At 65.1% G+C, this 25,341-nt stretch carries 22 protein-coding genes, 1 tRNA gene and 1 pseudogene; 10 read left to right on the plus strand and 14 right to left on the minus strand.

All coding sequences use genetic code 11. The features are described from left to right. Nucleotides 1-3: 3 nt before the first annotated feature. Nucleotides 4-435: a 50S ribosomal protein L11 gene (gene rplK, locus WFP44_RS07665; RefSeq protein WP_336925845.1), complete on the minus strand. Its 432-nt coding sequence runs from the start codon at nt 433-435 to the stop codon at nt 4-6. Between the two features lie 250 nt (nt 436-685). Between rplK and WFP44_RS07670 the strand changes: the two genes are divergently transcribed. After that, entirely contained in the window at nt 686-2,305 is a 1,620-nt protein-coding gene (locus WFP44_RS07670) for a DUF5597 domain-containing protein (RefSeq protein WP_336925847.1), read from the plus strand. A gap of 27 nt (nt 2,306-2,332) precedes the next feature. Here WFP44_RS07670 and nusG read toward each other — a convergent pair whose 3' ends face one another. Both nusG and secE read right to left on the minus strand, forming a co-directional pair. Next, entirely contained in the window at nt 2,333-2,869 is a 537-nt protein-coding gene (gene nusG / locus WFP44_RS07675) for a transcription termination/antitermination protein NusG (protein ID WP_336925849.1), read from the minus strand. 44 nt (nt 2,870-2,913) lie between these two features. Beyond that, nucleotides 2,914-3,138, minus strand: a complete 225-nt coding sequence (gene secE / locus WFP44_RS07680) for a preprotein translocase subunit SecE (RefSeq protein WP_336925958.1) — start codon at nt 3,136-3,138, stop codon at nt 2,914-2,916. A 297-nt stretch (nt 3,139-3,435) separates the two neighbouring features. Here secE and WFP44_RS07685 point away from each other — a divergent pair, with 297 nt between their 5' ends. Continuing rightward, the gene (locus WFP44_RS07685) at nt 3,436-4,962 is read left to right on the plus strand and encodes an alanine/glycine:cation symporter family protein (RefSeq protein WP_336925959.1); all 1,527 of its coding nucleotides are present in this window, start codon (nt 3,436-3,438) and stop codon (nt 4,960-4,962) included. A gap of 84 nt (nt 4,963-5,046) precedes the next feature. On the opposite strand, the gene WFP44_RS07690 is transcribed toward WFP44_RS07685, so the two are convergent. Next, nucleotides 5,047-5,122, minus strand: a tRNA-Trp gene (locus WFP44_RS07690). Nucleotides 5,123-5,202: 80 nt separating this feature from the next. Here WFP44_RS07690 and aat point away from each other — a divergent pair. Further along, a pseudogene (aat, locus tag WFP44_RS07695) lies at nt 5,203-5,772 on the plus strand (leucyl/phenylalanyl-tRNA--protein transferase); the annotation flags it as partial. 89 nt (nt 5,773-5,861) lie between these two features. Here aat and WFP44_RS07700 read toward each other — a convergent pair. From WFP44_RS07700 to WFP44_RS07715, 4 genes are all read right to left on the minus strand, one after another. After that, a complete protein-coding gene (locus tag WFP44_RS07700) occupies nt 5,862-6,482 on the minus strand; it encodes a DUF2155 domain-containing protein (RefSeq protein WP_336925851.1) in 621 nt (206 codons plus the stop codon). Next, on the minus strand, nt 6,479-6,877 hold the full coding sequence (locus tag WFP44_RS07705; RefSeq protein ID WP_336925852.1) for an NADH:ubiquinone oxidoreductase subunit NDUFA12: 399 nt from the start codon (nt 6,875-6,877) through the stop codon (nt 6,479-6,481). Before WFP44_RS07705 ends, WFP44_RS07700 begins: the two co-directional genes overlap by 4 nt. A gap of 63 nt (nt 6,878-6,940) precedes the next feature. Beyond that, on the minus strand, nt 6,941-7,447 hold the full coding sequence (locus tag WFP44_RS07710) for a DUF192 domain-containing protein (RefSeq protein WP_336925853.1): 507 nt from the start codon (nt 7,445-7,447) through the stop codon (nt 6,941-6,943). After that, a complete protein-coding gene (locus WFP44_RS07715) occupies nt 7,437-8,015 on the minus strand; it encodes a regulatory protein RecX (RefSeq protein WP_336925854.1) in 579 nt (192 codons plus the stop codon). Before WFP44_RS07715 ends, WFP44_RS07710 begins: the two co-directional genes overlap by 11 nt. Nucleotides 8,016-8,144: 129 nt before the next feature. Here WFP44_RS07715 and WFP44_RS07720 point away from each other — a divergent pair, with 129 nt between their 5' ends. Beyond that, nucleotides 8,145-9,875: a fatty acyl-AMP ligase gene (locus WFP44_RS07720; protein ID WP_336925855.1), complete on the plus strand. Its 1,731-nt coding sequence runs from the start codon at nt 8,145-8,147 to the stop codon at nt 9,873-9,875. Nucleotides 9,876-9,901: 26 nt separating this feature from the next. Here the strand turns inward: WFP44_RS07720 and WFP44_RS07725 are convergent, their stop codons facing one another. Beyond that, nucleotides 9,902-10,306 carry an MAPEG family protein gene (locus WFP44_RS07725; protein ID WP_336925856.1) on the minus strand — a complete coding sequence of 135 codons (405 nt, stop codon included), beginning with the start codon at nt 10,304-10,306 and terminating at the stop codon, nt 9,902-9,904. An 11-nt stretch (nt 10,307-10,317) separates the two neighbouring features. Then, the gene (locus tag WFP44_RS07730) at nt 10,318-11,835 is read right to left on the minus strand and encodes a DUF389 domain-containing protein (RefSeq protein WP_336925857.1); all 1,518 of its coding nucleotides are present in this window, start codon (nt 11,833-11,835) and stop codon (nt 10,318-10,320) included. Between the two features lie 118 nt (nt 11,836-11,953). On the opposite strand from WFP44_RS07730, the gene WFP44_RS07735 reads away from it, so the two are divergent. From WFP44_RS07735 to WFP44_RS07745, 3 genes are read left to right on the plus strand one after another with little or no spacing between them, the layout of a single operon-like run. Beyond that, nucleotides 11,954-13,156, plus strand: coding sequence for a toxic anion resistance protein (locus WFP44_RS07735; RefSeq protein WP_336925858.1), 1,203 nt, complete (start codon nt 11,954-11,956; stop codon nt 13,154-13,156). Continuing rightward, nucleotides 13,156-13,953 (plus strand): hypothetical protein, encoded by a 798-nt coding sequence (locus WFP44_RS07740; protein ID WP_336925859.1) that lies wholly within the window; start codon nt 13,156-13,158, stop codon nt 13,951-13,953. Before WFP44_RS07735 ends, WFP44_RS07740 begins: the two co-directional genes overlap by 1 nt. Continuing rightward, nucleotides 13,953-14,264 (plus strand): polyhydroxyalkanoic acid system family protein, encoded by a 312-nt coding sequence (locus WFP44_RS07745; RefSeq protein WP_336925861.1) that lies wholly within the window; start codon nt 13,953-13,955, stop codon nt 14,262-14,264. The genes WFP44_RS07740 and WFP44_RS07745 overlap by 1 nt, the downstream gene beginning before the upstream one ends. 3 nt (nt 14,265-14,267) lie before the next feature. Here the strand turns inward: WFP44_RS07745 and WFP44_RS07750 are convergent, their stop codons facing one another. From WFP44_RS07750 to WFP44_RS07760, 3 genes are read right to left on the minus strand one after another with little or no spacing between them, the layout of a single operon-like run. Further along, nucleotides 14,268-14,726, minus strand: a complete 459-nt coding sequence (locus WFP44_RS07750; RefSeq protein ID WP_336925862.1) for a DUF2721 domain-containing protein — start codon at nt 14,724-14,726, stop codon at nt 14,268-14,270. Between the two features lie 16 nt (nt 14,727-14,742). Continuing rightward, entirely contained in the window at nt 14,743-15,777 is a 1,035-nt protein-coding gene (locus WFP44_RS07755; RefSeq protein WP_336925863.1) for a mannose-1-phosphate guanylyltransferase, read from the minus strand. Between the two features lie 55 nt (nt 15,778-15,832). Then, nucleotides 15,833-16,558, minus strand: coding sequence for a hypothetical protein (locus tag WFP44_RS07760; protein WP_336925864.1), 726 nt, complete (start codon nt 16,556-16,558; stop codon nt 15,833-15,835). A 206-nt stretch (nt 16,559-16,764) separates the two neighbouring features. Between WFP44_RS07760 and WFP44_RS07765 the strand changes: the two genes are divergently transcribed. From WFP44_RS07765 to WFP44_RS07775, 3 genes are read left to right on the plus strand one after another with little or no spacing between them, the layout of a single operon-like run. Then, entirely contained in the window at nt 16,765-17,442 is a 678-nt protein-coding gene (locus WFP44_RS07765; protein WP_336925865.1) for a response regulator transcription factor, read from the plus strand. Further along, nucleotides 17,432-18,841, plus strand: a complete 1,410-nt coding sequence (locus WFP44_RS07770; protein ID WP_336925866.1) for a sensor histidine kinase — start codon at nt 17,432-17,434, stop codon at nt 18,839-18,841. The genes WFP44_RS07765 and WFP44_RS07770 overlap by 11 nt, the downstream gene beginning before the upstream one ends. Then, entirely contained in the window at nt 18,838-19,446 is a 609-nt protein-coding gene (locus tag WFP44_RS07775) for a hypothetical protein (protein ID WP_336925867.1), read from the plus strand. Before WFP44_RS07770 ends, WFP44_RS07775 begins: the two co-directional genes overlap by 4 nt. Nucleotides 19,447-19,580: 134 nt before the next feature. Here the strand turns inward: WFP44_RS07775 and WFP44_RS07780 are convergent, their stop codons facing one another. After that, nucleotides 19,581-25,310 carry a hypothetical protein gene (locus tag WFP44_RS07780; RefSeq protein WP_336925869.1) on the minus strand — a complete coding sequence of 1,910 codons (5,730 nt, stop codon included), beginning with the start codon at nt 25,308-25,310 and terminating at the stop codon, nt 19,581-19,583. Nucleotides 25,311-25,341: the final 31 nt, after the last annotated feature.

Below are 25,341 nucleotides of genomic sequence, written 5' to 3' on the forward strand. Positions count from 1 at the left end.
TCCTTAACCCTCCACCACGTCGAGGCCCATCGAACGGGCAGAGCCTTCGATGATCTTCATGGCCTGGTCGATATCGTTCGCATTCAGGTCGGCAAACTTGGTCTGGGCGATTTCGCGCACCTGGCTCTTGGTCACCTTCCCCGCGACAGCCTTACCCGGCTCCTTCGAGCCGCTCTTCAGGCCAGCAGCCTTCTTGAGCAGGAAGCTGGCGGGCGGGGTCTTGGTGATGAAGGTGAACGAACGGTCGCCATACACGGTGATCTTCACCGGGATCGGCATACCCTTTTCCAGGTCGCCGGTGGCCGCGTTGAACGCCTTGCAGAATTCCATGATGTTCACGCCGCGCTGGCCCAGGGCCGGGCCGATCGGCGGCGAAGGGGTCGCAGAGCCCGCGGGCACCTGCAGGTTGATGTAACCTTCAATCTTCTTGGCCATGGGGCCAACTCCTTCTTCTCACTGCCGGGGCACTGTTTCCAGCCACCCCGCATGGTAAGCGGTGATAGCGGGCTGCACGCAGCCCTCCCGCACGGATTCCCCTGTCAGGGAAGGCGCGCACATAGCCGCGCAGCGGCAAAAAGCAAGCGCGGAGTCGGAAAAGCCTGTCCCGGCAGGCTTTGCAACGGGCCGCGCTCAAGGCATGGTGGCGCACAAGTGATTGAAATGGGGTCAGGCAATGGGCGTAACCGTGAGACAGATCGCCGCGCTGCTGCTGGCGTCAATGCTGGCGATGGCACAGCCCGCGCAGGCCGACACGCCCCTGCCCCGGATCGAGGCCGGCTCCCTGCGTCCGTTGCTGGTGGTGGACGGGCAGCCATTTACCGCGCTGGCGGTGCAGGCGAACAATTCCTCCAACTATCCCGCCATGCTGGGCCGCGTCTGGCCGGTGGTGGACCGGGTGAGCGCCAATACGCTGATGATGCCAGTGGCGTGGGAACAGATCGAGCCGCTGGAGGGGCGCTTCGATTTCAGCTTTGTCGACACGCTGCTGGAGGAGGCGCAGGAGCATGACAAGCGGCTGATCCTGCTGTGGTATGGCACCTGGAAGAACACCAGCCCCGCCTATGTTCCCGCCTGGGTCAAACGCGATCCCCAGCGTTTCCCCCGGATGCGCCATGCCGATGGGCGCGTGCATGAAGTCCTCAGCCCGCATGGCGAGGCCACGATGCAGGCCGATGCCCGCGCCTTTGCGCAGCTGATGCGCCATCTGGCTGTGCACGATGCCACCCGACGCGTCATCATGGTGCAGGTGCAGAACGAGGCCGGCAGCTGGGGGCTGGCGCGCGACCATTCGCCGCAGGCCGAGGCATTGTTCGCCGCGCCCATTCCGGATGATCTGGCCCGCGCGATGGATATTCCCGCCGTGCCCTGGCCCGAAGCATTCGGTGCCCGCGCGGAGCAGTTCTTCATGAGCTGGCACATTGCCCGCTATATCGACCATGTTGCCCGCGCCGGGCAGGCCGAGCTCGCGCTGCCGATGATCGTCAACGCCGCTCTTGGCAATGCCTTTACCGATGAGCATGGCGAGGTCGGGCCATCAGGGGGGCCGAACTGGAACGCGCTGCCCATCTGGCGCGTGGCCGCGCCGTCACTCGCGGGAATTGGCCCGGATATTTACACCCGCGATGCAGCTGCGGTGCACCGCTTCCTTGATCGCTATGCCGAGACCGGCCCGCTGATGGTGACGGAAATCGGCAATTCGGCGGAATATGCCCGCTTCATCTGGCCTGCCATGGGCCGGGGCGCGGTGCTGTTTTCGCCCTTTGGCATGGATGATACCGGCTATTCGAATTACCCGCTGGGGGCCAAGGTGCTGGATGAGTCGACGCTGGAGGCCTTTGCCGCGCCGTTCCGCCTGTTCGCCGCTGCCGGGCCGGAATGGGCACGCATTGCGGCGGACAGGCCCATCTGGGGCGTGGCGCGCGGCAACAGCCGGGCGACGCAAAGCGCGGTGATGGGGCGCTGGCGGCTGACCGCGCAATTCGGCAGCTGGGCCTTTGGCGAGGATGACTGGACCTGGATCGCCACCGATCCGCACCCGCTGGCCGATCAGCCCGAAGGCGGGCTGGTGGCGGCGCAACTGGCGGACGATGTCTTTCTGGTCAGCGGCCGCCACGTCCGCCTGCGCCTGTCCCTCGCCGATGCGCAAGGCGGCGAAAGGCACGAATTGGTGGAGGCGCAGGAAGGCACCTTTGTAAACGGCGAATGGGTAATGACCCGCCGCTGGAACGGCGACCAGATCGACTATGGCTTCAATTTCGGCGCCGATCCGGTGTGGCTGCGGATCACCATGCACAGCCTGCGCTGAAGCGCCGGCCAGCCCGAACCGCGCCGCTTACTTGACCAGCTCGACCTCGTCGAAGCCCAGTTCCACCGGGGTGGCACGGCCGAAGATCGACACGGCGACCTTGACCTTCTGCTTCTCGAAATCGAGTTCTTCGACCACGCCGTTGAAGCTCGCAAACGGGCCGGCATTCACCTTGACGCTGTCGCCGATCTCGTAATCGATATGCACTTCGTGCTTGGGTGCGGCCTGCGCCTCGGCAACGCCGCCGAAATAGCGGGCGGCTTCCTTTTCGGAGATGGGCTGCGGCTTGCTGCCCGATCCCAGAAAGCCCGTAACCTTGGGCGTGTTCTTGACCAGGTGATAAACATCGTCGGTCAGGTTCAGCTTGGCCAGCACATAGCCGGGCATGAACTTGCGTTCGACCTGCACCTTCTTGCCGCGCTTTACCTCGGTCACGGTTTCGGTGGGCACTTCCACCGCTTCCACGCCGTCGGACAGGCCCAGCCGTTCGGCTTCGGCCAGGATCGAATCGCGCACCTTGTTCTCGAAACCGGAATAGGCGTGGATGATGTACCAGCGGGCCATCGATATCTCTTTCGTGTTGGGGTTAGCGCAGCAAAGTTAACGTATCAGGCAAGCGACAGCAGCCAGCGCACAACCGCGCTGAACACCGTATCGACGCCGAGGAAAAACAGCGACAGGATAATCATCAGGATAAAGACGAAGATGGCGGTGCGCACCGTTTCTTCGCGGGTGGGCCATACGACCTTGCCGGTTTCCGACTTCACCTGCTTGAAGAACTCGCTCGGCGATGTGCGGGGAGCCTTGGCGGTGGTCTTGCTGTCTTCGGCCATCGGGTAATCGCCTTTTCCTGTCCATCCGGCCACGCACGCGGCCGATCCTGCAATCGCCTTTTGCCATAGGATCATCGCCGCCCCGGCCCAAGTGGCCGGGAGGGGCAGTGATGCTCCGATGTCGGGAGGCGAGCGGCTATTTAGGGCGATGGGTCACGAATGGCAAGACACCCGTTCATGCGCTGCCAAGCGGGCCGCCTGCAATTGCAACATCGGGGCTGGTCAGCGGGTGCGCGGCAATATAGCCTTGCGCGCCTTAGGGGTTACATACCATCGGGGGAATGCCACTTGGCAAACATGGCAGCGGACGGCGCAGTGGAAGTTCAGGCGATGCGCCTGGTGGATCACATCACCAACGTATCGGATTTCATCTGGGCCGGGATGTGGAACGGGGTCGAAGTCATCCCCTTCCCACCCATGGTGATCGTCCTTTTGGGCGTGGGCCTGTGGATGATGGTGGGCCTGCGCTTTTACCCCGTCGTCAAATTGGGCGCGGCCTTTGCCGGGCTGTTCAAGGGCCGCAAGGGGCAGGGCGCGGGCGAGATCAGCCCCTTTGCCGCTTTGTCCACCGCGCTTTCCGGCCAAGTGGGCACCGGCAATCTGGCAGGGGTTGCCACCGCGATCACGCTGGGTGGGCCGGGCGCGATCTTCTGGATGTGGATCACCGCGCTGATCGGCATGGCGCTGGCCTTTGGTGAAGGCGCGCTGGCAATCCGTTACCGCGAAAGGACCAGCGACGGCGCATGGCGCGGCGGGCCAATGAGCTACATCATGATGGGCCTTGGCCCCAAATGGACGTGGCTGGCCATCGTGTTCTGCATCGGCACGCTGTTTTCCGCGCTCGTCACCGGCAATTCGATTCAGGCCAACGCCATGGCGGACGGGATGAACGAACTCTTCGGCATGGAAGATTGGCTGGGTGGCCTGATAACCGCCGTGCTGGTGCTTGTCGTGATCCTGGGCGGCATCCGCTCGATCGGCAATGTGGCGGAAAAGGTCGTGCCGTTCATGGCGGCGGCCTATATCATCATGGCGATCATCGCGATCGTCCTGGATTTTCAGGACATCCCCGAGGCATTCGGCCGCATTTTCGACGGCGCGTTCAATCCGCAGGCGGCCAGCGGCGGCTTTCTGGGTGCTGCCGTGATCATGGCAATCCGCGCGGGCGTGGCGCGCGGCCTGTTCTCGAACGAGGCGGGGCAAGGCTCCACCCCCATTGCGCACGCCGTCGCGCAGACCGACGATCCCGAACAGCAGGGCCGCATGGCGATGCTGGGCACTTTCATCGACACCATCGTGATCTGCACCATGACCGCGCTGGTGATCCTGACGGTGGAAGGCAATTTCACCCATCAGGGCCAGCCGGTGCTGCACGCCTGGCAATCCGACCTGAACGGTTTTGCCATGACCAGCGGGGCCTTTGCCGCCGCTTTCCCGGTAACGCTGGCAGGCATTCCCATCGGCACGCTGGTGGCCAGCCTGGCGCTGATCCTGTTCGTGTTCACCACCCTGCTCACCTGGTCCTATTACGGGGAACGGGCGATCACCTTCATGTATGACCGGGTGCCCGGCTCCACCCGCGCGGGCGAGAAGTGGCTGCACCTGGCCTGGCGGGTGCTGTGGTGCGTGGTGATCTATGTCGGCGCAGTGCAGGAGCTGGATCTGGTCTGGCGACTGGGCGACATTGCCAATGCGGCGATGGCACTGCCCAACCTGGTCGCGCTGGCGCTGCTGTCGGGCGTGATCTTCGCCCTCGCCCGTGGCGAGCGCAAGGCCGGCCCCGATCACCTGCGCGACACGCCGGAAGAGCCAGACCAGTACTGACGGGAACCTGATGCACCCTGGCGGCCCCTCTCGGCCCTGTCCTCGGCGAGAGGACGGGCCGGATTGGGCCTAAAAGCGGAAAATTGGCAGGGGCGATAGGATTCGAACCTACGACCCTCGGTTTTGGAGACCGATGCTCTACCAGCTGAGCTACACCCCTGCACGGGTGACGCGCCCCTAATACGCCTTGCTGCTTATGGCAAGCGACGACAGCTGATCCGATATGCTAGATGCGTGACGATGCACGCTCCCGTTTCCGCGATTCTGCCCGAAGAGCTGTTGCTGCGGGCATACCGGGCAGGTGTTTTCCCCATGGCCGATTCGCGCGAGGATCCCGATGTCTTCTGGGTCGAACCGCGCCGCCGGGCGATCTTTCCGCTCGACCGGTTCCAACCTTCGCGTTCGCTGCTGAAAGTCGTGCGGCAGAACCGGTTCCACGTCACCTGCGATGCCGATTTCGCGGGCGTGATTCGCGCCTGCGCCGCACCGCGCCCCGATCATCCCGAAACCTGGATCAGCCGCCGGATCGAGGCGAGCTATATCGCGCTGCACGCATCCGGCCATGCCCATTCGATCGAATGTTGGAACAATGGCGCGCTGGTGGGCGGGCTGTATGGCGTGGCCTTTGGCCGGGTGTTCTGCGGCGAAAGTATGTTCAGCCGTGCGGACAATGCCTCCAAGGTGGCGCTGGTCTGGCTTGTCGCGCTGATGCGCCATGCCGGCTTCCGCGTGCTCGATTGCCAGTTCATGACCGATCACCTCGCATCGCTGGGCGCGGTGGAGGTTGAGCGGGCGGAATATCTGGCGTTGGTGGAAGATGCCTGCCGCGATGGCTTTGCCGCCGATCTGCCGGGTGCGTGGCGCTGGATTTCGCAGGCGGCGGGAGACGCCGCAGGCGATCAGGTATCCGCTGCGGCGGAGGCAGGCGCCGCTGCTTCGGGGTTGGCGGCAGGCGATGGTGCGGCGGCGGGTGCCGCAGGTGCCGCCGACGATCCGGTTGGACGCGCCACCGGTTCTTCCTCTCCCGGAAAGCGCATCGCGCAGTCCTTCACCCAGACATCGTAGACCGGGTGTTCGACCACGTTGACCGCTGGGGCTTCCTTGTAAAGCCAGCCGGAAAACACGCGCCGCCATTGCAGATCCGCCCCGGCCTCGGCGCGTTCCTGCACCACCACCTGCACGAAAGCGCCGGTCAGCGGCGGATTTTCCCACGGCGGCGTGCGCTCGCAACTGGCAAGCCGGATGATCACATCGTCCACCCGGCGCGCCTCGCCCGGTTTCAGCTCGATATCGCGGCTGATATTGTTGCGCTTGTTGATAAGGCCAATGGTCGCCACGCGTTCGGCCAACGGCGTGCCAAGGCTGTCCTCACCCTCAATCGCCGGCAAAGGCGCCTGGGCGATCTCGTCCGGAATCTCGGTTTCTTCGGCCTGGGGTTCGGGCGCGCCGGAAGAACAGGCCGCCAGAACCGCCGTGGCCGCCAGCCACGCCGCCCCGATCACGAGGCGCGGCGCCCTCACGCGTCGGGGGTCCAGGCTTCGTAGTCGCCGGTGGCACGGGCGCGCTGCCCACCGCGTTCCAGCGCGCCGGCCGGGCGATAGGCTGCGGGTGTGCCGGTGGCATTGGGGGTGAATTCCGCTTCCCAGATGCGCGGCGGCGGCAGATGGCTTTCGGGCAGTTCGTCATACGAACCGTGCAGCCAGCCGTGCCATTCCGCGGGAACGCGGCTGGCGTCGTTGGGGCCGTTATAGATGACCCAGCGCCTTTCGCGCGCGCCGTCCTTCAGGCGGCGGGTGCGGAAATAGCGGTTGCCCGCGAAATCCGTGCCGACCTGTTCGCCGTTCTTCAGCGAATACCAGAGCGTGCCGATGGTGGCGCCGTCCCACCAGGTGAAGATTTTTCCGAGGAATCCCATGCCCGCGCCGTTACAAGCTTTTGCCCCTGATGCGCAAGCTTTTGGGCAAGCGCGCCGACGGCCTTACCATTCCACCAGGTCGCCGGGCGCGATGCCCAGCTGCTCTGCCCGCCCGCCATTGAGTTCCAGCACCGCCTTGGCCGGCGCGATCGAGGGAATCGGTTCCTCGGAATAGGGCGTGGTCATGGCGGCAATGTTGAGGATGCGGTTGTCCGGCCCGATGAAAATGATGTCGAGCGGAATCACCGTGTTGCGCATCCAGAAACTTGCCATGCGCACCTGCGCCAGCGGAAAGATCATGCCTTCATCCGCACCCATGGCGGTGCGGAACATCAGCCCGCGCGCCTGATCCTGCGGCGTGGCAGCCACTTCCACGCGGAAACGGTGCACCTGCCCGCCACTTGTCACGGTAAGATCGGTGACTTCCAGCCCCGAAACCGGGTGCCGCCCCTCCGCCTGCGCGGGCGCGGTTCCGGCCGTATCGGGGGCCGCCTGGGTAGAGCACGCCGCCAGCGCCACGGCTGCGGGAACCAGCAGCATCCGCAAAAGGGCACGACCTCTAATTGCCATCGTCTGTATCTTCCTGTTCGCGCGCCCATTCCTCGGCCGCCTCAACGCTGGGTGCATTCACCATTTCGCGTGCAAAGTCGAGGCTGTGCCCGGCGCGCAGCATCGCCGCCACTTGCTTTTCGCGCCGTTCGCGGTCGGGCGGCTCGGCGGAATAAGGGCCGAAGCGGCGTTTGCGCGCCATCGCCAGCGCGGCCGCACGCAAGTGCGATTCGTCGGGCCGCAGGGCATCGCGGAGTTCGGCAGCTATCCCGTCCTGCCCCAGCACTTCGGCCACGCGCCGCGCGCCGTATCCGCGCCGCAGCAGGCTGTCCTGCCTGCCCTTCGCAAAGCCGGCATCGTCGATATAGCCAAGCTGCGCATAGCGCTCTACCAGCGCCGCCACATCGGGTGCTGGCCCTTCGTCCGCCCAGCCCTGTTCGCGGATTTTCCGCTTCAGGTAGCGTTCAAGCCGTGCGCCCGAAGTGGCGTAGCGGGCAACATAGGACAGCGCCAGATCACGCAGCCGCGCGGGATCCAGCGGTCTTTTTGCCCGCTTCGTCTGCTTACACTCTTGTTTATAGGTGCCCATTGGCCTTATTCGTGCCACACTTCCTGACAAATGGAAAAGTTTGTCGCGGGTCCGGGGGGATTCCCGATCCGTTGTTGCAAGGAGGGGAAGCGCCGCAAGAGCGCTCGGAACAAGGGTTACCCTGACTTCATGACCATGCTGATACCCACGCCCAATGATTGCCCGCTGCCGCGCATCCGCTCGGACTTTGCGACTTTCAACGAGGCCATCGATTATGCCGCGCGCAGCGCGAAGGGCATGAACTTCCACGATATGCGCGGCGAACTGGAGCGGGTCTATCCCTATTCCGAAATGCGCGCCGATGCGGTGAACATGGCGTATCGCCTGATCGACGCGGGAATTGCGAAGGGCGACCGCGTGGCGCTGATTGCCGAGACGGGGCCGGATTTCGCCGCGCTGTTCTGCGCCTGCACGCTGGCGGGCGCCTGGCCGGTGCCGCTGCCTTTGCCCACCACATTCGGCGGCAAGGACAGCTATATCGAGCAATTGGGCGTCCAGCTTTCCAGCGCCGACCCCAAGATGCTGATCTATCCGCCCGAAATTGCCGAAATGGCGCAGGCGGCAGCGGATCGGCAGGGTTGCCAGGGCGTGGACTGGGCCAGCTTTGCCGCCCGCCCCGCTCCGCCGGTGGACCTGCCCACCGCGCAGCCGGATGATATCTGCTATCTGCAATATTCCAGCGGCTCGACCCGGTTCCCGCAAGGGGTGGCGGTGACGCACCGGGCCTTGCTGCACAATCTGTATGGTCATGCGGCCAGCATGAATATCGGTGATGGCGACCGCGGGATCAGCTGGTTGCCCTGGTATCACGACATGGGGCTGGTCGGCTGCTTCCTGTCACTGGTGGCCAACCAGGTGAGCGTCGATTACCTCAAGACCGAACATTTCGCGCGTCGCCCGCTCGCCTGGCTTGACCTCATCAGCCGCAACAAGGGCTATTCGCTCTCCTATTCGCCCACTTTCGGTTACGACATCTGCGCGCGGCGCATTTCCAGCCAGAGCAATGTGGCCGAGCGGTTCGACCTGTCGCGCTGGCGGCTGGCGGGCAATGGAGCGGACATGATCCGCCCCGATGTGATGCAAAGCTTCGTCAACGCCTTTGCGCCCGCGGGTTTCAAGGCCAGCGCCTTTACCCCCAGCTATGGCCTCGCCGAAGCGACGCTGGCGGTCACGGTGATGCCGCCGGGCGAAGGGATCCGGGTGGAACTGGTCGAGGAAGAACGCCTGTCGGGCGCGCCGCGCGACCTTTCGCGCCCGGCCCGCTACCGCGCCATCGTCAATTGCGGCAAGCCATTGCCCGATATGGACGTGGAAATCCGCGGCGAGGACGGGCAGGCCAAGGGGCATCACCAGATCGGCAAGGTCTGGTGCCGCGGCCAATCGGTCATGCATTCCTATTTCCGAAATCCCGAAGCCACGGCCGATTGTCTGGTCGATGGATGGCTGGACACGGGCGACATGGGCTATGTCAACGAGGACGGCTATCTGTTCATCGTCGGCCGCGCCAAGGACATGATCATCATCAACGGCAAGAACCACTGGCCGCAGGATATCGAATGGGCGGTGGAACAATTGCCCGGCTTCAACCACGGCGACATCGCCGCTTTCGCAATCGAGACCGAGAGCGGCGAGGAAGCGCCGGCGGTGCTGGTGCATTGCCGCGTGTCCGACCCGGATGAGCGGGTAAAGCTGCGCAACGAGATCCGCGACCGCGTGCGCGCCATCACCGGCATGAACTGCGTGGTCGAACTGGTGCCGCCGCGCACTTTGCCGCGCACTTCGTCGGGCAAGCTCAGCCGGGCCAAGGCGCGCAAGATGTATCTGGCAGGCGAGATCGCCCCCTATCCGGTCGCGGCGTGAGGTTCTGTGCGATTCGGGGGTGAGGGTCAGCCCCCGATCAGCACGCCCAGCAGCACCAGAAGCGCGCCCAGCGACACTGCCCATACCGGGGTGCGCAGCTTGGGCACCCCCGCCCAATAAAGCGGCAGATAGACTACCCGCGCGCCCAGCCAGACCCAGGCCGCAATCGCGGTCGTGTCGGTGCCCTTGCCCGTCACCGCCACCCCCAGCAGCGCCACAATGGCGATGGGGAAGGTTTCGAGGATATTGGCCTTTGCCCGTTCCAGCCGACCGGCCACGGGATCAAGCGGGGGCAGGCTTTCGTCGCGCGCGCCCATGTTCCAATTCACGCCGAATTGCCTCGTCTTGTAATGCGCGCCCAGCAGAATATGGGCCAGCAGCAGCAGGCACCCCAGTCCCAGCACGGTGATTTCAGGCGATTGGGCAATCATCGCGTTCCCCCTTATTGCGCGGTGCGGGCCAGCGTCCAGCTCGCCGCGAGCGGGGCGGGGCCGGCCTCCACCGCCACATCGGCAACGCCGGTCTGGCGCAATTGTTCGGCCACGGCATCGGCCTGATCCTGCGGGCCGCGCAGCACCAGCGCATCGCCGCGCCGCCGTGCCGCCCAGCGAATCAGGGCAAGCGCCTGCTCGCCCGCTTCGGTGGGCTCGCCATCGGCAAAGGCCACGCTGGGAAGCGGCAGTTGCGGCGGGACAAGCTCGATCCGCCAGGCGCTGTCGGCGGCGATCAGGCGCGCCTCCAGTTCGCGGTAGGTGGCAAGGCTGGCGCCGGGCAGAGCGGTGACGCGAACCTGCGCCCGGCGGTTCTGCCGGTCCACCAGCACATCGGATGGCTCCACCCCGCCAATGACGGCCAGCCGCGCGGCAATATCCTCGGCGCGGCGGTTCGCCTCTTCCCGTGCGCGGGCGGCGGCAAGGCCGGCCTCCTCCGCGGCGCTGGCTCCGGTGCCGACCTGGTATTGCGTCAGCGCCACGCTGAATTCGCGGCTCAATTGTCGGCGCAGGAAGCGTTCAGCCTGCAATTCCGCCTCTGGCGCCAGTTCGGGGGTGAGCACGGTGGCGGTCACCTGCACCGGGTCGGCCGCGAAATTGATATCCACCTGCGACAGGCGCGCGCTGTTTGAAAAGGGCAGCATCACCGCGTTGTTGATCGCCCGCGTCGCCTGCGCCTCCCACGCGATCTGGCGCAGCGCGATGCCCAGCGGCACCGCCAGCGCCAGAAACACTACCAGCAGCAGCACATCCTGAAACCGCGTGTGCTTGCTCGAAAGCCGGGCATCAAATCCATAGAGCCGCGCCATGACCGCAGCCGAGAGGGCAATGGTCACCAGATTGGTCACGAACAGCAGCAGCGCGCCCGAAAACACCGGCCAGTTCCACGTTGCCAGACCAAATCCCACCACGGCGAGCGGGGGCATCAGGGCGGTGGCAATCGCCACGCCCACCACCGCGCCCGCCCTGCCCCGGATCAGCGCATAGGCCCCGGCAAGCCCCGAAAACAGCGCCACCAGCAGATCGAACAGATTGGGCCGCGTGCGCGCAGCAATCTCGGATGTCACATTCTGCAACGGCGACAGGAACACGATCAGCGCGGTGAACGCCACTGCGAGCAGCGTGCCCACAGCCACCGCCTTGGCGCATTTGCGCAGCCAGACATAATCGCCCGATGCCGCCGCAAAGCCCAGGCCGATGATCGGCCCCATCAGCGGCGCGATCAACATTGCCCCGATGATGACGGCGGGCGAACCGAGCAACAGGCCCAGAATGGCGATCCCGGCCGACATGGTGGCCATGAACAGGAACCGGGCGGACACATCGGCTTCCTCGCGCCGCAATTCAACCAGCCCTGCCTGATCGACCGTAGCCACCACTTCGCGCCGCCACCAGGCGCGGAAACTGCCGATGACCCGGCCAAAACCCATCCGCCTGGCCGCAGGGGCCCCATTGTCGTTCACCGCCATCTCTCCGTTTCCTTACCGAACCCTAGGGGTCTGCTTTGCCTGTGTGAATGCTTGAAAAGCGTGTCTTGCCTGCCTAATACAGTTCGCAGGCAACGAGCGGGGCGAAGGATCAAGGGCCATGGCATCAAGCAACGAGACGACAACCGCAACCGAACTGAAACTCACCCCGCCCGATCCGGTGCCCGCTGTCGCGCCCGAAAAAGCTGTGGGGCTGGTGCCGTTGGCGGACGAGAAGCGCTCCAAGCTGGATGAAAAGGTGGACGGCTTTGTTGCCGAACTGGTGGCGCTGGATGCCAAATCACCCGATTTCGGGCAGAAGGTCGACCAGATCACCAATATGGGCCGCAAGGAAATCATGGCCGCCGCCGGTATGTCCAACCGCTTCCTCGACCGGCCGGTGCGCGCGATGGACAAGGACAGCGGCGTGGGTGCAGACTTGGCCGAACTGCGGCGCACGGTGGAAGAACTCGACCCCGGCCGCGCAGGCAAGATGACCGGGCGCAAGCTGTTCGGCATCATCCCCTTCGGCAACAGCCTGAAGAACTATTTCGACAGCTACACCTCCGCGCAGGGCCACATCCAGGCGATCCTCGCCCGCCTGTCCAGCGGCAAGGACGAACTGCTGATGGACAACGCCGCCATCGATGTGGAGCGGGCCAAGCTGTGGGAAGCGATGGGCAATCTGGAACAGATGATCCACATCGCCCGCGCGCTCGACACCAAGCTGGAGGAAACCGCCGCCGATCTGGACGCGACCGATCCGGAAAAGGCGCGCGCGATCCGCGAAACCGCGCTGTTCTATGTCCGCCAGAGGACGCAGGATCTGCTCACGCAGATGGCGGTCAGCGTGCAGGGCTATCTGGCGCTCGACCTCGTCAAGAAGAACAATGTCGAACTGGTAAAGGGCGTGGACCGCGCCAGCACCACCACGGTGGGCGCGCTGCGCACTGCCGTCACCGTGGCGCAGGCGATGACCAATCAGAAGCTGGTGCTGGGCCAGATCACCGCGCTGAACACCACCACCGCCAACATCATCGATTCCACCGGCAAGCTGCTGCGCGAAAACACCGCACAGATTCACGAACAGGCGGCATCCAGCACCATCCCGCTCGAAACGCTGCAACGCGCGTTCCAGAACATCTATGACACCATGGACGAGGTGGACAGCTTCAAGCTGCGCGCGCTGGAATCCATGAAACAGACGGTCAATGTGCTCACCGACGAGGTGGAGAAGTCCAAGGGCTATATCGCGCGGGCCGAAGGGCAGGCCAAAGCATCGCAGGCCGCATCTGCGCCTTCGCTGCTGAGCCTTGAGGGCTGATGGCAGACGACCTGACCCGGCAAAGCGAGCGGCTGCTGGCCGATGCGCAAGACCTGCTGCGCGACAACCGGGCGGGCGGACGGTACCGGTTATCCGGCCCGGCCATTGGTGAAGGTTCGCGGCGGCTGCGCAAATCCAACCTTGCCACGCGGCTGAAATTGATCGCCGCTTCGCTGGCTGCGATCATCGTCGCATCGGGCGTTGTCGGGCTGATCGTCGATGGTATCGGCTTTGTCGGCGTGATGGTGACCGTGCTGGCCATGGCGGCCGCCGTGCTGATCTTTGGCAATTTTCCCAAGGTAAAGGTTCCCACCCGCGCCGAACTTGCCCGCACGCAGGATGCCCGCGCGCTGGTGGCGCGCACCGAATTGTGGCTGGAAGGCCAGCGCGCGGCCTTGCCCGCGCCCGCGTCAAGGCTGGTGGAGAACATCGGCACGCGGCTGGACGCACTGGGCGCGCAGCTTGCCCATGTCGATCCCGGCCATCCTGCCGCCGCCGAAACGCGCAAGCTGGTGGGCGAAATCCTGCCCGAAACGATTGAGGCCTACCGCCGCATCCCCGCGCATCTGCGCGGCGAGGCGCGCGCCGGCTCCACGCCCGATGGGCAATTGGTGGACAGCCTCACCAAGATTGCGCACGAGATTGATCAGGTGACGCGGCAATTGGCCGAAGGGTCGCTGGATGAACTGGCCGTGCGCACCCGCTATCTCGATTACCGGTATGGAACGGGCAGCGATGCCGGCGTGCCCCTGCCCGACCTGCAACCGGCCGACACGCAATTCGCGGAGAGAAAATAATGGAAGTCGCCATCCCCCACACTCTCGGCCGCGAGGAAGTGCGCCGCCGCCTGTCCGGTTCGGGCAACCAGATTGCCGATGCCATTCCCGGCGGCATGGCGCAGGTGACGAGCGAATGGCTCGACGAGGACACAATGGGCCTGACGATCACGGCGATGGGCCAGCCGCTCAATGGCCGGATCGAGATTGGCGAAGATCAGGTGGTGTTCGTAATGGATCTGCCGTTGGCCTTGAGCTTCATCAAGCCGATTGTCGAAGGCACGATCCAGCAGGCCGGGCAGAAACTGCTCGCCCCGCCCCCTGCGGCCTGATTTTTACAGCTTTCGGTCAAGTTCAAGATAGCTGCGCGGAATACGCAAGGCGGCCGTCCCTTCGCGCGTTTCGCGCAGGAACAGCCACAGCGCCGCCATCAGCAAGGCAATCGCGGCGATGAACACGGCTGCCGCCACGGGTTGCAGGCTGAAATCGGCAAATTCCTGCAGGAACAGCAGCGCCACGGTCAACCCGATGGCGAGGCCCGACATCACCAGCAGCAGGATCGCCCGTCCGATCAGCTTGATGCGGATATCCACGGTGCGAATTTCGCGCACGATCGCGTCATGTTCGGCCCCTTGCGTTTCGGCATGGCGGGCCTGCAACACGCGGCTGCGGTCCACCACGCGGCCCAGCCGGTTGGACAGGATGTTCATGATATTCCCGATCGCCACCAGCACGAATACCGGCGCCAGTGCCAGCTGGATGGTTTGCGCGATCAGCCCTCCGCCCATGTCCATGCCCTGAAATTCCCTCCTATTGCTGAACCGCGCCGGTCAGCTTGCCCACCTTCTGCGCGCCGTCCATTGTGGTGACCAGCACCTCATCGCCATTCACGATAACTGCCACATCCGCAAGTCCGATCAAGGAGATACGCGGACCATCCGTTATCGCCAGCACATTGCGGCAATCGACCAGTTCGGCGCGGCCCTCCACCCGGTTGCCATCGCTGTCGCCTTCGCGTGCGTCGCGCAGGGCGTGCCAGTTGCCGATATCGGACCACCCCATGGCGGCGGGCACCATCGCCGCGCGGGCGGTCTTTTCCATCACCGCGTAATCGACCGATTCCCCGTCAAACCCGGCAAAGGGTTCAGGCGCGGGATAAAAGGCCGCGCCTTGCGCCTTGCCGCCCGCCACCGCCTGTTCCACCCCGGCGGCGATATCCGGGCGATGGCTGCGCAATTCGGCCAAAAAGGCGCCTGCCCGGAAAGCGAAGATGCCGCCGTTCCAGCTATACCCCCCATCCGCCAGGAACTCCGTCGCGCGCGCCAGATCGGGCTTTTCGACAAAGCGCTCGATACGGTAGCCTCCATCCAGGGCGGCGCCCCGCTTGAGATAACCAAAGCCGGTTTCAGGCGCGGTGGGGGTGATGCCGAAGCTGACCAGCCAGTCCTCAGCCGCCAGCCGGGCGGCCGCCTCTGCCGCTGCACGGAACGCCGTCACATCGGCAATGAAATGGTCGCTGGGGCATACCAGCATCACCGCGTCTTGCGGCAGGCGGCACGCGGCAAGCGCAATGGCGGCGGCAGTGTTCTTGGCCTCAGGCTCCACGATCACGCGGGCATCGGGCCTGGCGCCAAGCTGCGCGGTGATGTGTTCCAGATGCTGTGCGCCTGCCACCACGATCGGCGCGGCAAACCGGGCGGGATCGGCGCAGCGGTCCAGCGTCGCCTCGAACAGCGTGCGTTCCCCCACCAGCGGAAGAAAGGGCTTCGGCTTGGCCTTGCGGCTGACGGGCCACAGCCGCGTTCCGCTGCCTCCGCACAGGATAACGGGGTGGATGAAGGTCATAGGGGCCAAGCTCCAATACCGGTTGCGCAGGCATTGAATCGCATCTCAGCGCGAATTATTGCCGGCGAAAGAAGTCCTGCCGCCAGCCATAGCGCGCAGGCACAGGATTGCCACTGGCATCGCGGGCCGGAGTGAACCGGATCCGCTCGATCACCAAGGGGCACAACAGCGCATTGGTGGCCGGATCAGGCCCGGCGCGCGACACGCTGCAATCATAGGCGCGCCCATCCACACCCACGGTGAACACCACTGTCACCGAAGTGCCCTCGCGCACCTGCCGTCCGCCTTCGGGAATGGGAAAATCGCGTGCCGAATTGATGCTGCCCGACAAGACCGAAGGGCCGCTGGCAAGACCGCTGCCGCGCCCCTGCCCCGCATTGCCGCTGCCCGTGCCATCGCCCGGCCCCTGCGCGCCGGTGCCATCGCCGCTCTCGCGCGCGCCGGATGCGTTCTCGGTTCCCGTAGAGGCTGCGCGCGGCACGGGGCTGGGATTGACGGGCACCGGATTTGCCGGTGCCGCCACCTCGCGCGCATTTGCCTGCTGCCCCGGATCACCGGCCGCGCCCTCGTCCTCCTGATCGGGTTCGGGGGCGGGCGGCGGCGGAGGGCTGGTGATTGTCACGGTAAAGCCGCGCATCGCCTGCTCCACCATGCGTGCAGTGAAATCGGGGGCCAGCAACCGCATCAGCAGCGCGCCTGCCGCCAGATGGGCGAGCAGGATCAGCACAATCAGCCACCAGCGCGGGCGGCGGCGCGGTTGATAGATACTGCCGTCTCCCACCACCACCTTGCGTGTCTCCTACTGCCCGCCATGACAAGAATTGCAATTCTAACGGCATTTGTCATCTTGGCGACAAGCCAAGTCGCGCCTCAGACGCGGTGATCTGGTTTATTGCCGTTTTCCGGCAAGGCTGCAATTTGGACGCCACTGCCGGAATTTGGCGTGTGCAAGGCATCGGTCGGGGCATCGGACAAGGGACATTGGGCATGAAACTGCTGTATGTCGAAGACAATGCCGATGCGGCTGCCGATGTCTCGGCTCTGCTGGCGCGGCAGGGCTGGCAGGTAGTGTGGGAAATGCGTGGGCAGGACGGCTTGCGCCGCGCCGCGATGGAACCGTTCGACACCATCATTCTCGATCGGATGCTGCCCGACATGGACGGTCTGGAAATTGTCGAGCGCCTGCGGACAAGCGGCGTGGATGCGCCCGTGCTGATGCTGTCGGCGCTGGGCCGGGCAAGCAACCGGGTCGAAGGGCTTGATGCGGGCGTCGATGATTACCTCGCCAAGCCGTACGAGCCGGAGGAATTGCTGGCTCGGCTGAAAGCGCTGGTGCGCCGGGCCGAAGGGCGCGCGCATTCCGCCATCATCATCTACGGCCAGTTCGAATGCCACGTGAAGGCGCGCACCGCCTTTCGCCGCAATGTCCATATTCCGCTCAGCCCCAAGGAGTTCGAGCTGTTCCGCTATTTCATGGAGAATGCGGGCGAGACGGTTACACGCGATATGCTGCTGCGCGATGTGTGGAAAATGAACTTCGATCCGCAGACCAATGTGGTTGATGTCAATATCGGCCGCCTGCGCCGCAAGCTGGAAGCCGGTTTCGACAAGCCTGCGCTGGAGACGATCTGGGGTACGGGATACCGGCTGACGCGTGGCGAATAGCTCTCCCCTGCCCGAAAGCGGCCCTGCCAGCCGGGCCATACCGCCCGCGCGATCGATCTTTGCGCGGATCGTGCGGCGGGCCATGCTGTTCACGCTGGTCGCGCTGGCGCTGTTGTTCGCGATCACAACATGGGAAGCCTGGCGCGCAACCGAACGGTCGCTGGCGATGACGGTGGACACCGACATTGCCGGCCTCGTCGACATTTACGCCACCGGGGGCGAGGCGGAATTGCTCGCGCGGCTGGATGACCGTGCGACGCTGGTCAGTCTGGAAGGGCGGCGCGCGCGCTATCTGGCCGCGCGGCCCGATGGCACCGTGCTGGCCGGCAATGTGGCGCGCTGGCCCGATCTGGGCGCCGCCCTGTCCGAGGCAGGGTTCCTGACGCTGGATGACGGCACCCGCGTCTTTGCCCGCGCCACACGGCTGGGGCCGGATATCGATCTGCTGGTGGCGCGCACCTACGAACGCGACCGCACCGCCCTGCTGCGGCAGGCGGCGCTGTTTGGTGCGGTAGCCACGCTGATCGTGCTGGCCAGCGGCCTCTTGGCCCGGCGTGCGGCGCGCAATCTGCGCCGCCGCATCCGCGCCATCAGCAAGGCGTTTCGCAGTGCGGAAGAGGGGCGCGATCCCGATCTGGCCGAAAGCGAATGGGATGACGAGATCGGCGAACTCGCCACGCTCAGCACCCGCGCCATCACCCGCTCCGCCAATCTGGCGCGCACGCACCGGCATATGTCGGATCACATTGCACATGAAATCCGCACCCCGCTCACCCATCTCGATGCCCGGCTGGTGGGGGCGATGCGCAGCCTGCCCGATGGCGCTGACCCCGCTCTGATCGACCAGTGCCGCCGGGACATTCGCGGCGTGGTGACCATGCTCGATTCGCTGCTCGACATTGCCAGCAGCGAAGCGCGGGTGGGGGACATGACAGGGCTTTCCCCGGTCGATCTGTCCGCACTCGCCAGCGATCTGGCCGAGCTTTACGCGGGCAGCGCGGAGGAAGAGGGGCTGACCCTGCGCACCTTCATCGAGCCCGATGTGACGATCCTGGGCGAACCGATGCAACTCACGCGGCTCATCTCCAACCTGCTCGACAATGCGATCAAATATGTGCCGCGCGGCGGGCAGATCATCCTTTCGGTGGCGCGCGGCCCGGTGATCGAGGTGCGCGATGACGGGCCAGGCATCGCGCCCGAACTGCGCCCGCTGGTGTTCGAGCGGTTCCGCACCGGCCAGAACCCGGCGGGCAAGACCAGCCATGGCCTGGGCCTCGCGCTCGCCCGCGCGATCGCGCTGCGCCATGGCATGGGGATTGCGCTTGCCGATTCGCGTGTGGGCGCGCATTTTATCATCAAGCCGCACGCCATGTGGAATGCAGGGGAGACAGCCGGATGAAACGCCTCGCCATGACATCGCTGGCCATATTGGCCGCCGGATGCGCGGCCGCAGGCAACGACCCGCTGGCAGCACAATCCGTCTCGGGACAATCCGTCGCTGCGCGACCCGCTGTCCTCCTGCCATCCACCGGCAATCCGCTGCTCGATGCGGCCGCGCTGCTGGCTGCGGCGGACTCCATCGCGCAGCCGGAACAGCGCGCGCCGCTTATCGAACGCCTCGACGCCATGAATGTGCAGCTTGCCGAAGGGGCGCCAGATGATCCGCTGGGCGAATGGCGCAGCCAGCATCGGGCGAATGAAAGCAATCCCTGGCGCGGGCGCACACTGGGCCCGGCCTATCGCCGCGCCAGCGTGGCGGCAGGGCAGAGGGTTCGGATCGAACAGATATTTTTTGCCGGGCAGCGCGCGCAGATTGCCGCGCAGGCCAGCGGCGGGGGGCAGGTGGCGCTGGCGATTGCCAACCCCCGGGCCGAGGCTGTGTGCCAAAAGCAGCTTTCCCCCAATGCCAGTTGTGACTGGCTGCCGATCTATACCGAGCGTTTCTCGATCGAGCTGGAAAACCGCGGGCGCGAACCAGCCAGCGTCTATATCGTGATCCGCTGAGCGCTCCGCCGATCACTTCACGTCACGCCGCAAATGCAAAGCAAAAGGGCCCGCCGGGGGGTCGCAATCCCGGCGGGCCATTCGGGTGCGGGGCCCATTTGCGCTTGGTGCGCTCAGGGCCCCGCCGTCGCGTCTCACCTCACTCCGGCCTGCCGCGCCATATAGGCTTCAAGCTGGGCGAGCTGGTCGGCCGAATAGAGAATGCCGCTGCCGGCGATCTGTTCCAGCCCCGGTGCAACAAAGGTGACAGGCGCCAGACCCGATGCCGCCTCGCCCGCTTCCCAGCGGCTCCACTGTTCGGGCGCGCTGCCCACAGATTGCAGCGACTGGCTGCCTCCGCCGCTGCCACTGTTCCCGCCCGACAGCGTCCCGTTGCCGAAGATGGCCGCGCCGATCACTTCCTTGCCATTCCCGCCGCTATGCCGCGCGGTGTAGGTGATGCCCAGCGTGTCGACATCGTTGGCAATGGAACCAAAGGCGGTGAAGGAGCAATTCGTTCCTCCTGCACAATTTGCCCCCCCGCTCACGCCCGGCACGGTAAAGCCGAAATGGCCGATGGGGTTATACAGCAGATCCGTGGTGGAGGCCTGCGGGTTGGCGATCCCGCCCGTAGTGGCATATCCCAGCGTCAGCCCGGCCATCGTGATGGTCGCTTCAAGGGCAACCTTGGGCTGGGCGCCGAAAACAATCGCCATGTCCCCGGTGAAGCTGCCGGGGGCAAGCGATCCGTCCACGATGGTCGGCTTTGTCGCCGCCAGCAGATCATAATGGATCACGCCCGATGCAGGCAGGGTGTAACCAGTCGGCGTGGGCCGCACAAACAGGTAATGGAAACCCTGATTGGCGTTGAGCGTGAACGGCGTTCCGCCGGTATTCGTCCCGTCAGCCCAGCGGCCGATCAGCACATCGGCATTCCCGAAGACATCGGTCTGGCTCATTGTGCCGCGTGTGCGCGTGGCTCCGCCCGAGCGGGTGTAGGAGAGCAGACCGCCATTCGCATCCACCGTGTAGGACGAGGCGTCAAAGGCACTCTCTCCGCCCGGAATCAGGCCCGACGGGGTGGTTACCGTTGTCAGGAAATAGGTGCGCGGAGTGATGGGATCAAACCCGCCCGTGTAACCGGTCAGCGTTCCGCCACCATTCGGCGGAGGCGGGGGCGGCGGCGGCGGGGTGCCCGCCACGATTGCATCGGGATACAGATCGCTGCGCCCGAAAATCACCGCGCCGTTGATCGCGTCGCGGAAGGTGCCGCTGCCATTATTGGCGTAAAGCTGCGCCAGATAGGTAAAGCCCAGTTGCGAGGCGAATTCATCGGCCAGCGCGCCTTGGAAATAGATCGTCCCGGCATTGCCATTGGTGGCACTGCCTTGCGTTTCAAAGGCAAAGCGTCCGTGGCTGGGGATGGTGATGTTGATGTTCGGATTGGCAAGGCTGGCCGCGCTGCCGAAGCTGTAGGTATATCCTGCCTGCGATCCGGCGGGCAGGACAATCTGCCCTTGGACGCCGATCTTGGGCGCCGGGCCAAAGGCGATCGCCAGGCTTGCCTCAATCGTGCCGAGGCCGTTTAACCCGCGCGATGACGAAGGGCTGGTGCCGCCGATCAGATTGTATTCGACCCGGCCTGTTGGCAGCATCAGCGAACTGGCAAGCGGCGCCGCCAGCAGGAAATGCGCGCCCTGATTGGCGGCCAGATTGAATTCGGAATAGGGGCCGTCCGACCAGCGGCCGATCAGCAACCGCGAATTGCCCTGCACTTCGAACGCCTGCGCTGAATTACGCGTGTAGTTGCCGCCGGCGGTAATGGCGATGTTCAGCGGGCCGTTCGCCCCGTCGAGCGCCCAGGTGCCGGTGCTGACATTTTGCCGGAAGCCCTGCACGCCGGATACCGGGCTGTTGAAGATGCCGCTCAATGCGGCACTGCCGCTGGTTGAGGTGAAACTTCCCGGCTGATCGACAGGCCGCACAACCGGCGCAGGGATCACAGGCCGCGTACCCAGACTGTCCAGCTCCACACCGCTGGTGCCGAAAATGGCGATGCCGGTGATCTGCGCATTCGTGTCGCTGACGGTGTAGACAAGGCCTGCGCTTGATCCCCCGTCTCCGAACAGACCGCCGCGCACATAGCTGGAACAGGCAGCCGCACAGGCCGCGCCCAGAATGCCGGTGGTCTCCATCCCGCCTTCGAACCGGCCCGTGGAAGTATTGAGCTGGAACCCGCCCAGTTGCGGGCTGGCCGATCCCCCCGTGGTGGTGGCGCGCCAGCCGCGATTGTCCATGTAGACATCCATCTCGAAACCAACGCGCGGCGGTGTGCCGTAACTGACCGCCAGCGAACCTTCGAACGAACCGACCGATCCTGCCGCCCCCTGCTGGTTGGTGGGCGATGTGCCACCGACAAGGATGTAATCGACCTTGCCCGTGGTCGGCAGATTGGTGGGCACGGCGCCGGTCAGCACATGGCTGTTCCAGTTGGAATAGATCGTGCCGGTGGGCCGCGCAAACCGTGTCCAGGCGACATCGCTGCCGATCTTGCCCGATTCCATCGCGGTGTAATTGCCGTCGCTGGCGAAATTGCGCACGGCAGTGCTGGCATAGCTGATCTGTCCGATGACGCCATTGGCGGCCACATCCACGCTGGTCGTGGCACCCACGCCGATGCCGTTGGGATCGGAAATCCACGTATGGCCGCTAGCGATCTGCACCGGGTTGCCCACGGGGAAGCCGGTGAATTCATCGGGAATCCCGCCGCCGGTCAGGAAGGCAAGGTAATTGCTCCAGAAATCCAGCGCCGCACCCTGAAAATTGGCGGCGAGCAGGCCCAGCGCATCGAGAATCGCCAGATAGGCCTGGATCTGCGCCTGCGTCAGCGCGGTGTAGCCCGATGGCAGGCCGCCGCCGGCCAGATAGGCGTAGAAGGCGCTGATGGCCGCCAGATAATCGGCATAAACCGGCAGTCCGGCAAAATCCGCCGGATCGCCGCCGCCCTGGATGAAGGCGTAATATTGCGTGAAGAAGGTGTTGAGGCCCGCAAAGCTGGCAAAGCCGCCCGCCACGCCCGAAAGTGCGGCCAGATAGGCTTCGATCTGGCTTTGCGTCAGCGCGGTGTAATCGCCCGGCAAGCCGCCCGCCGCCAGGAAGGCATAATAGGCGTTCAGCGCGGCCACATAATCCTGATAGATCGGCAGGCCGGCAAAACTGGCCGGATCTCCGCCCCCGCTGACAAAGGCGAAGTAATCGGCAAAGAAGGTGCTGAGGCCCGAATAGGCGCCAAACCCGCCCGCCGCGTTCAGCGCCGCCAGATAGGATTGCAGCGTTGCCAACGGCAGCGCAGTGTAATCGCCCGGCAAGCCGCCGCCCGCAAGGAAGGCGTAATAGGCGTTCAACGCCGCCACATAGCTTTGGTAAACCGGCAGGCCGGAGAACGTGCCGGGCAGGTTGCCTGCAGAAATATGCGCGAAATAGGCAGTGAAGAAATCGGACAGACTGCCCAATTGCGTTGCAAAGCCGCCCGCCGCGTTCAGAGCGGCCAGATAGTCGCGGATCTGGCTGGCGGTGAGCGCGGTGTAATCGCCGGGCAAGCCGCCGGCATCGAGGAAAGCGAAATAGGCCTGCAAGGCGCTGACATATGTCTGATAGACGGGCAGGCCCGCAAACAGATTGGCGCTGCCCCCGCCCGCCAGGAAGGCGAAGTAATCGTTCAGGAGATCGGCATTGCCACCCAGCAGCGCGGCCAGTTCGCCCGAACGGCCAAGCGCATCGAGATAGATCGCCAGCACATTGAGCGCATCGCCCGTGTAATCGCCGGGCAGCCCGCCGGCGGCCAGGAATTCGGCATAGGCGTTCAAGGCCGAGGCAAAGGCCGGGAGGTTCAGCGAAGGCAGGCCGGTGAACAGATCAGGATCGCCGCCGCCTGCAAGGAAAGCGAGATATCCGGTGTAGAAATCGGAGAGGCCGCCCAAGAACGCGCCCGTTGCACCTGCTGCTTGCAGCGCCGCGACATAGGCGGCGATCTGCTGCTGCGTCAGCGCGGTATAGCTGGATGGCAGCCCGCCCTGCGCCAGAAAGGTGTAATAGGCATCAAGCGCGGCGGCATAACCCGCAAACACATTGGCGTTGAGGCCAGCCCACAGGTCGATATCGCCGCCGCTCTTCAGGAAGGCGAGGTAATCGGCAAAGAAGCCCGCATTGCTCCCCAGAAACGCGGTCAGCGCATCGGCATCGTCGAGCGCGGCGAGCCAGGCGTTGAGCTGCGCCACATCGCCGCTGAACGCGGACGGCAGGCCGCCGCCTTGCAGGAAGGCGAAATAGGCGTTGAGCTGCCCGGCGTAGCCGGCAAAGATATTCGCGTTGAGCTGCGCAAAATCATCCACGCCCCCGCCGCCCTGCAAATGCGCAAGGTATGCCGCATAAAAGCCTGCCTTCTCGCCCAGAAGCTGCGCGAACAGGCCCGACCGGTCCAGCGCTTCAAGATAGTTGCGCAGCTGTTCCGGCGTCAGCGTCGAGGACGCGCTGGGCACGCCGCCACGGGCCAGATAATCGAAATAGCCGGCAAGCGCTGCGGCATAGGTTTCGGCAAAGGCAAAGCCGCCGCTGGCAAGGTAATCGGCCAGCACCTGCTGGTCATCCGCCGAAAGCTGCTGCGCCAGCCCGCTGCTGGCGAGGAAGGCGATATAGCTGTCGAGCACGTCCTGCGATGCGCCCGCAAATTCGGTCGGGTTGCCGCCTTCGCGCACGAAGGCGAAATAGGCGGTGACGAGATCGGTATAGCGGCTGGCAAACAGGTTCGGATTGCCCCCTTCGCGCAGGAAGGCGAGATAGGCCTCGGCCAGCACCCGGTTGCGCGCCGAAAGCTCGGCCAGCCGGCCCAGATTGGCCTGATAGGCAAGGAAGGCATTGATATCGGCTTGGCTTGCGCCGGGGAATTGCGTCGGCACGCCGCCCGCGCGGATCAGGTCGAGATATTGCGACAGGAACCCGGCATAGGCGGTAAGGAACTGCGCCCCCGATCCGCCATTGGCGAGATAGCGCAAGTAAGTGCGAATAATGTCGGCCTGCGCGGCTGGGAAAGGCCTGCCGCCATTGAAGCCTTGCAGATTGGCCGCCAGCGCCACCAGCTGCCCCAGATCGCCCACCGGATAGGTGTCGAGGCGCGGATTGCCATTGGCCGCATCCACCCGCCGGCCCAGCGCGACAATATCGGACGCCGCGCCCGCCGCCGCCAATCCATCGCCCAGCGAGACTGGCAGGCCGTTTTCCGCCGCGGCCAGCGGGCCGCCTTCACCCAGATCGGCAAGCTCCGGCACGTCCTGCGGCGCCACTCTGCCCGGAACCGGCGGCTGGCTGGCGCGCGCCACCACCTGGCGGATATTGCCGCCTCCCGCCGCGGCCCACATCTGCCCGGCGGCAAAGGTGCGCTGCACCCGGCCCCGATTGATGGTGACATTGCCGCTCAAGGCATGGCCATCGCTCTCTCCGTTTTCCTGCACGGTGAAGCTGGCGGCATTGCCGCTGCCGCCCACACGGCCTTCCACCCCGTCGGGCATCCGCACCACCGTCACCACATCGCCTGCGCCCGCCACGGTCACGCTGCCCCTGTGCAGCGATACCGAATCGTCGGTGTTGAGCGTGAATTCCGCTCCTTCACTGAACGACAGGGTGGCGCCGTTATCCTGCCGCAGTTGCAACAGTCCGGTGCCGTGGGCCACACGCTCCCCGCCGGGCACATGAGTGCGTCCGGAAGAGGAGAACAGCACGCTGGAGGCCTGCGCCGGAACGCTGGCCAGCGCCAGCAGCGAGGCGGAGAGAAACAGCGCGCGTCCCAGCGGGCGGCGCGAAGGTGAGGAGAGAGTCGTCTGGCGGATCATGAGGCTGGCTCCCGTATGTCGCGTGAAGGGG

The organism is Alteraurantiacibacter palmitatis (assembly GCF_037154115.1).
Classification (GTDB): Bacteria; Pseudomonadota; Alphaproteobacteria; order Sphingomonadales; family Sphingomonadaceae; genus Alteraurantiacibacter; species Alteraurantiacibacter palmitatis.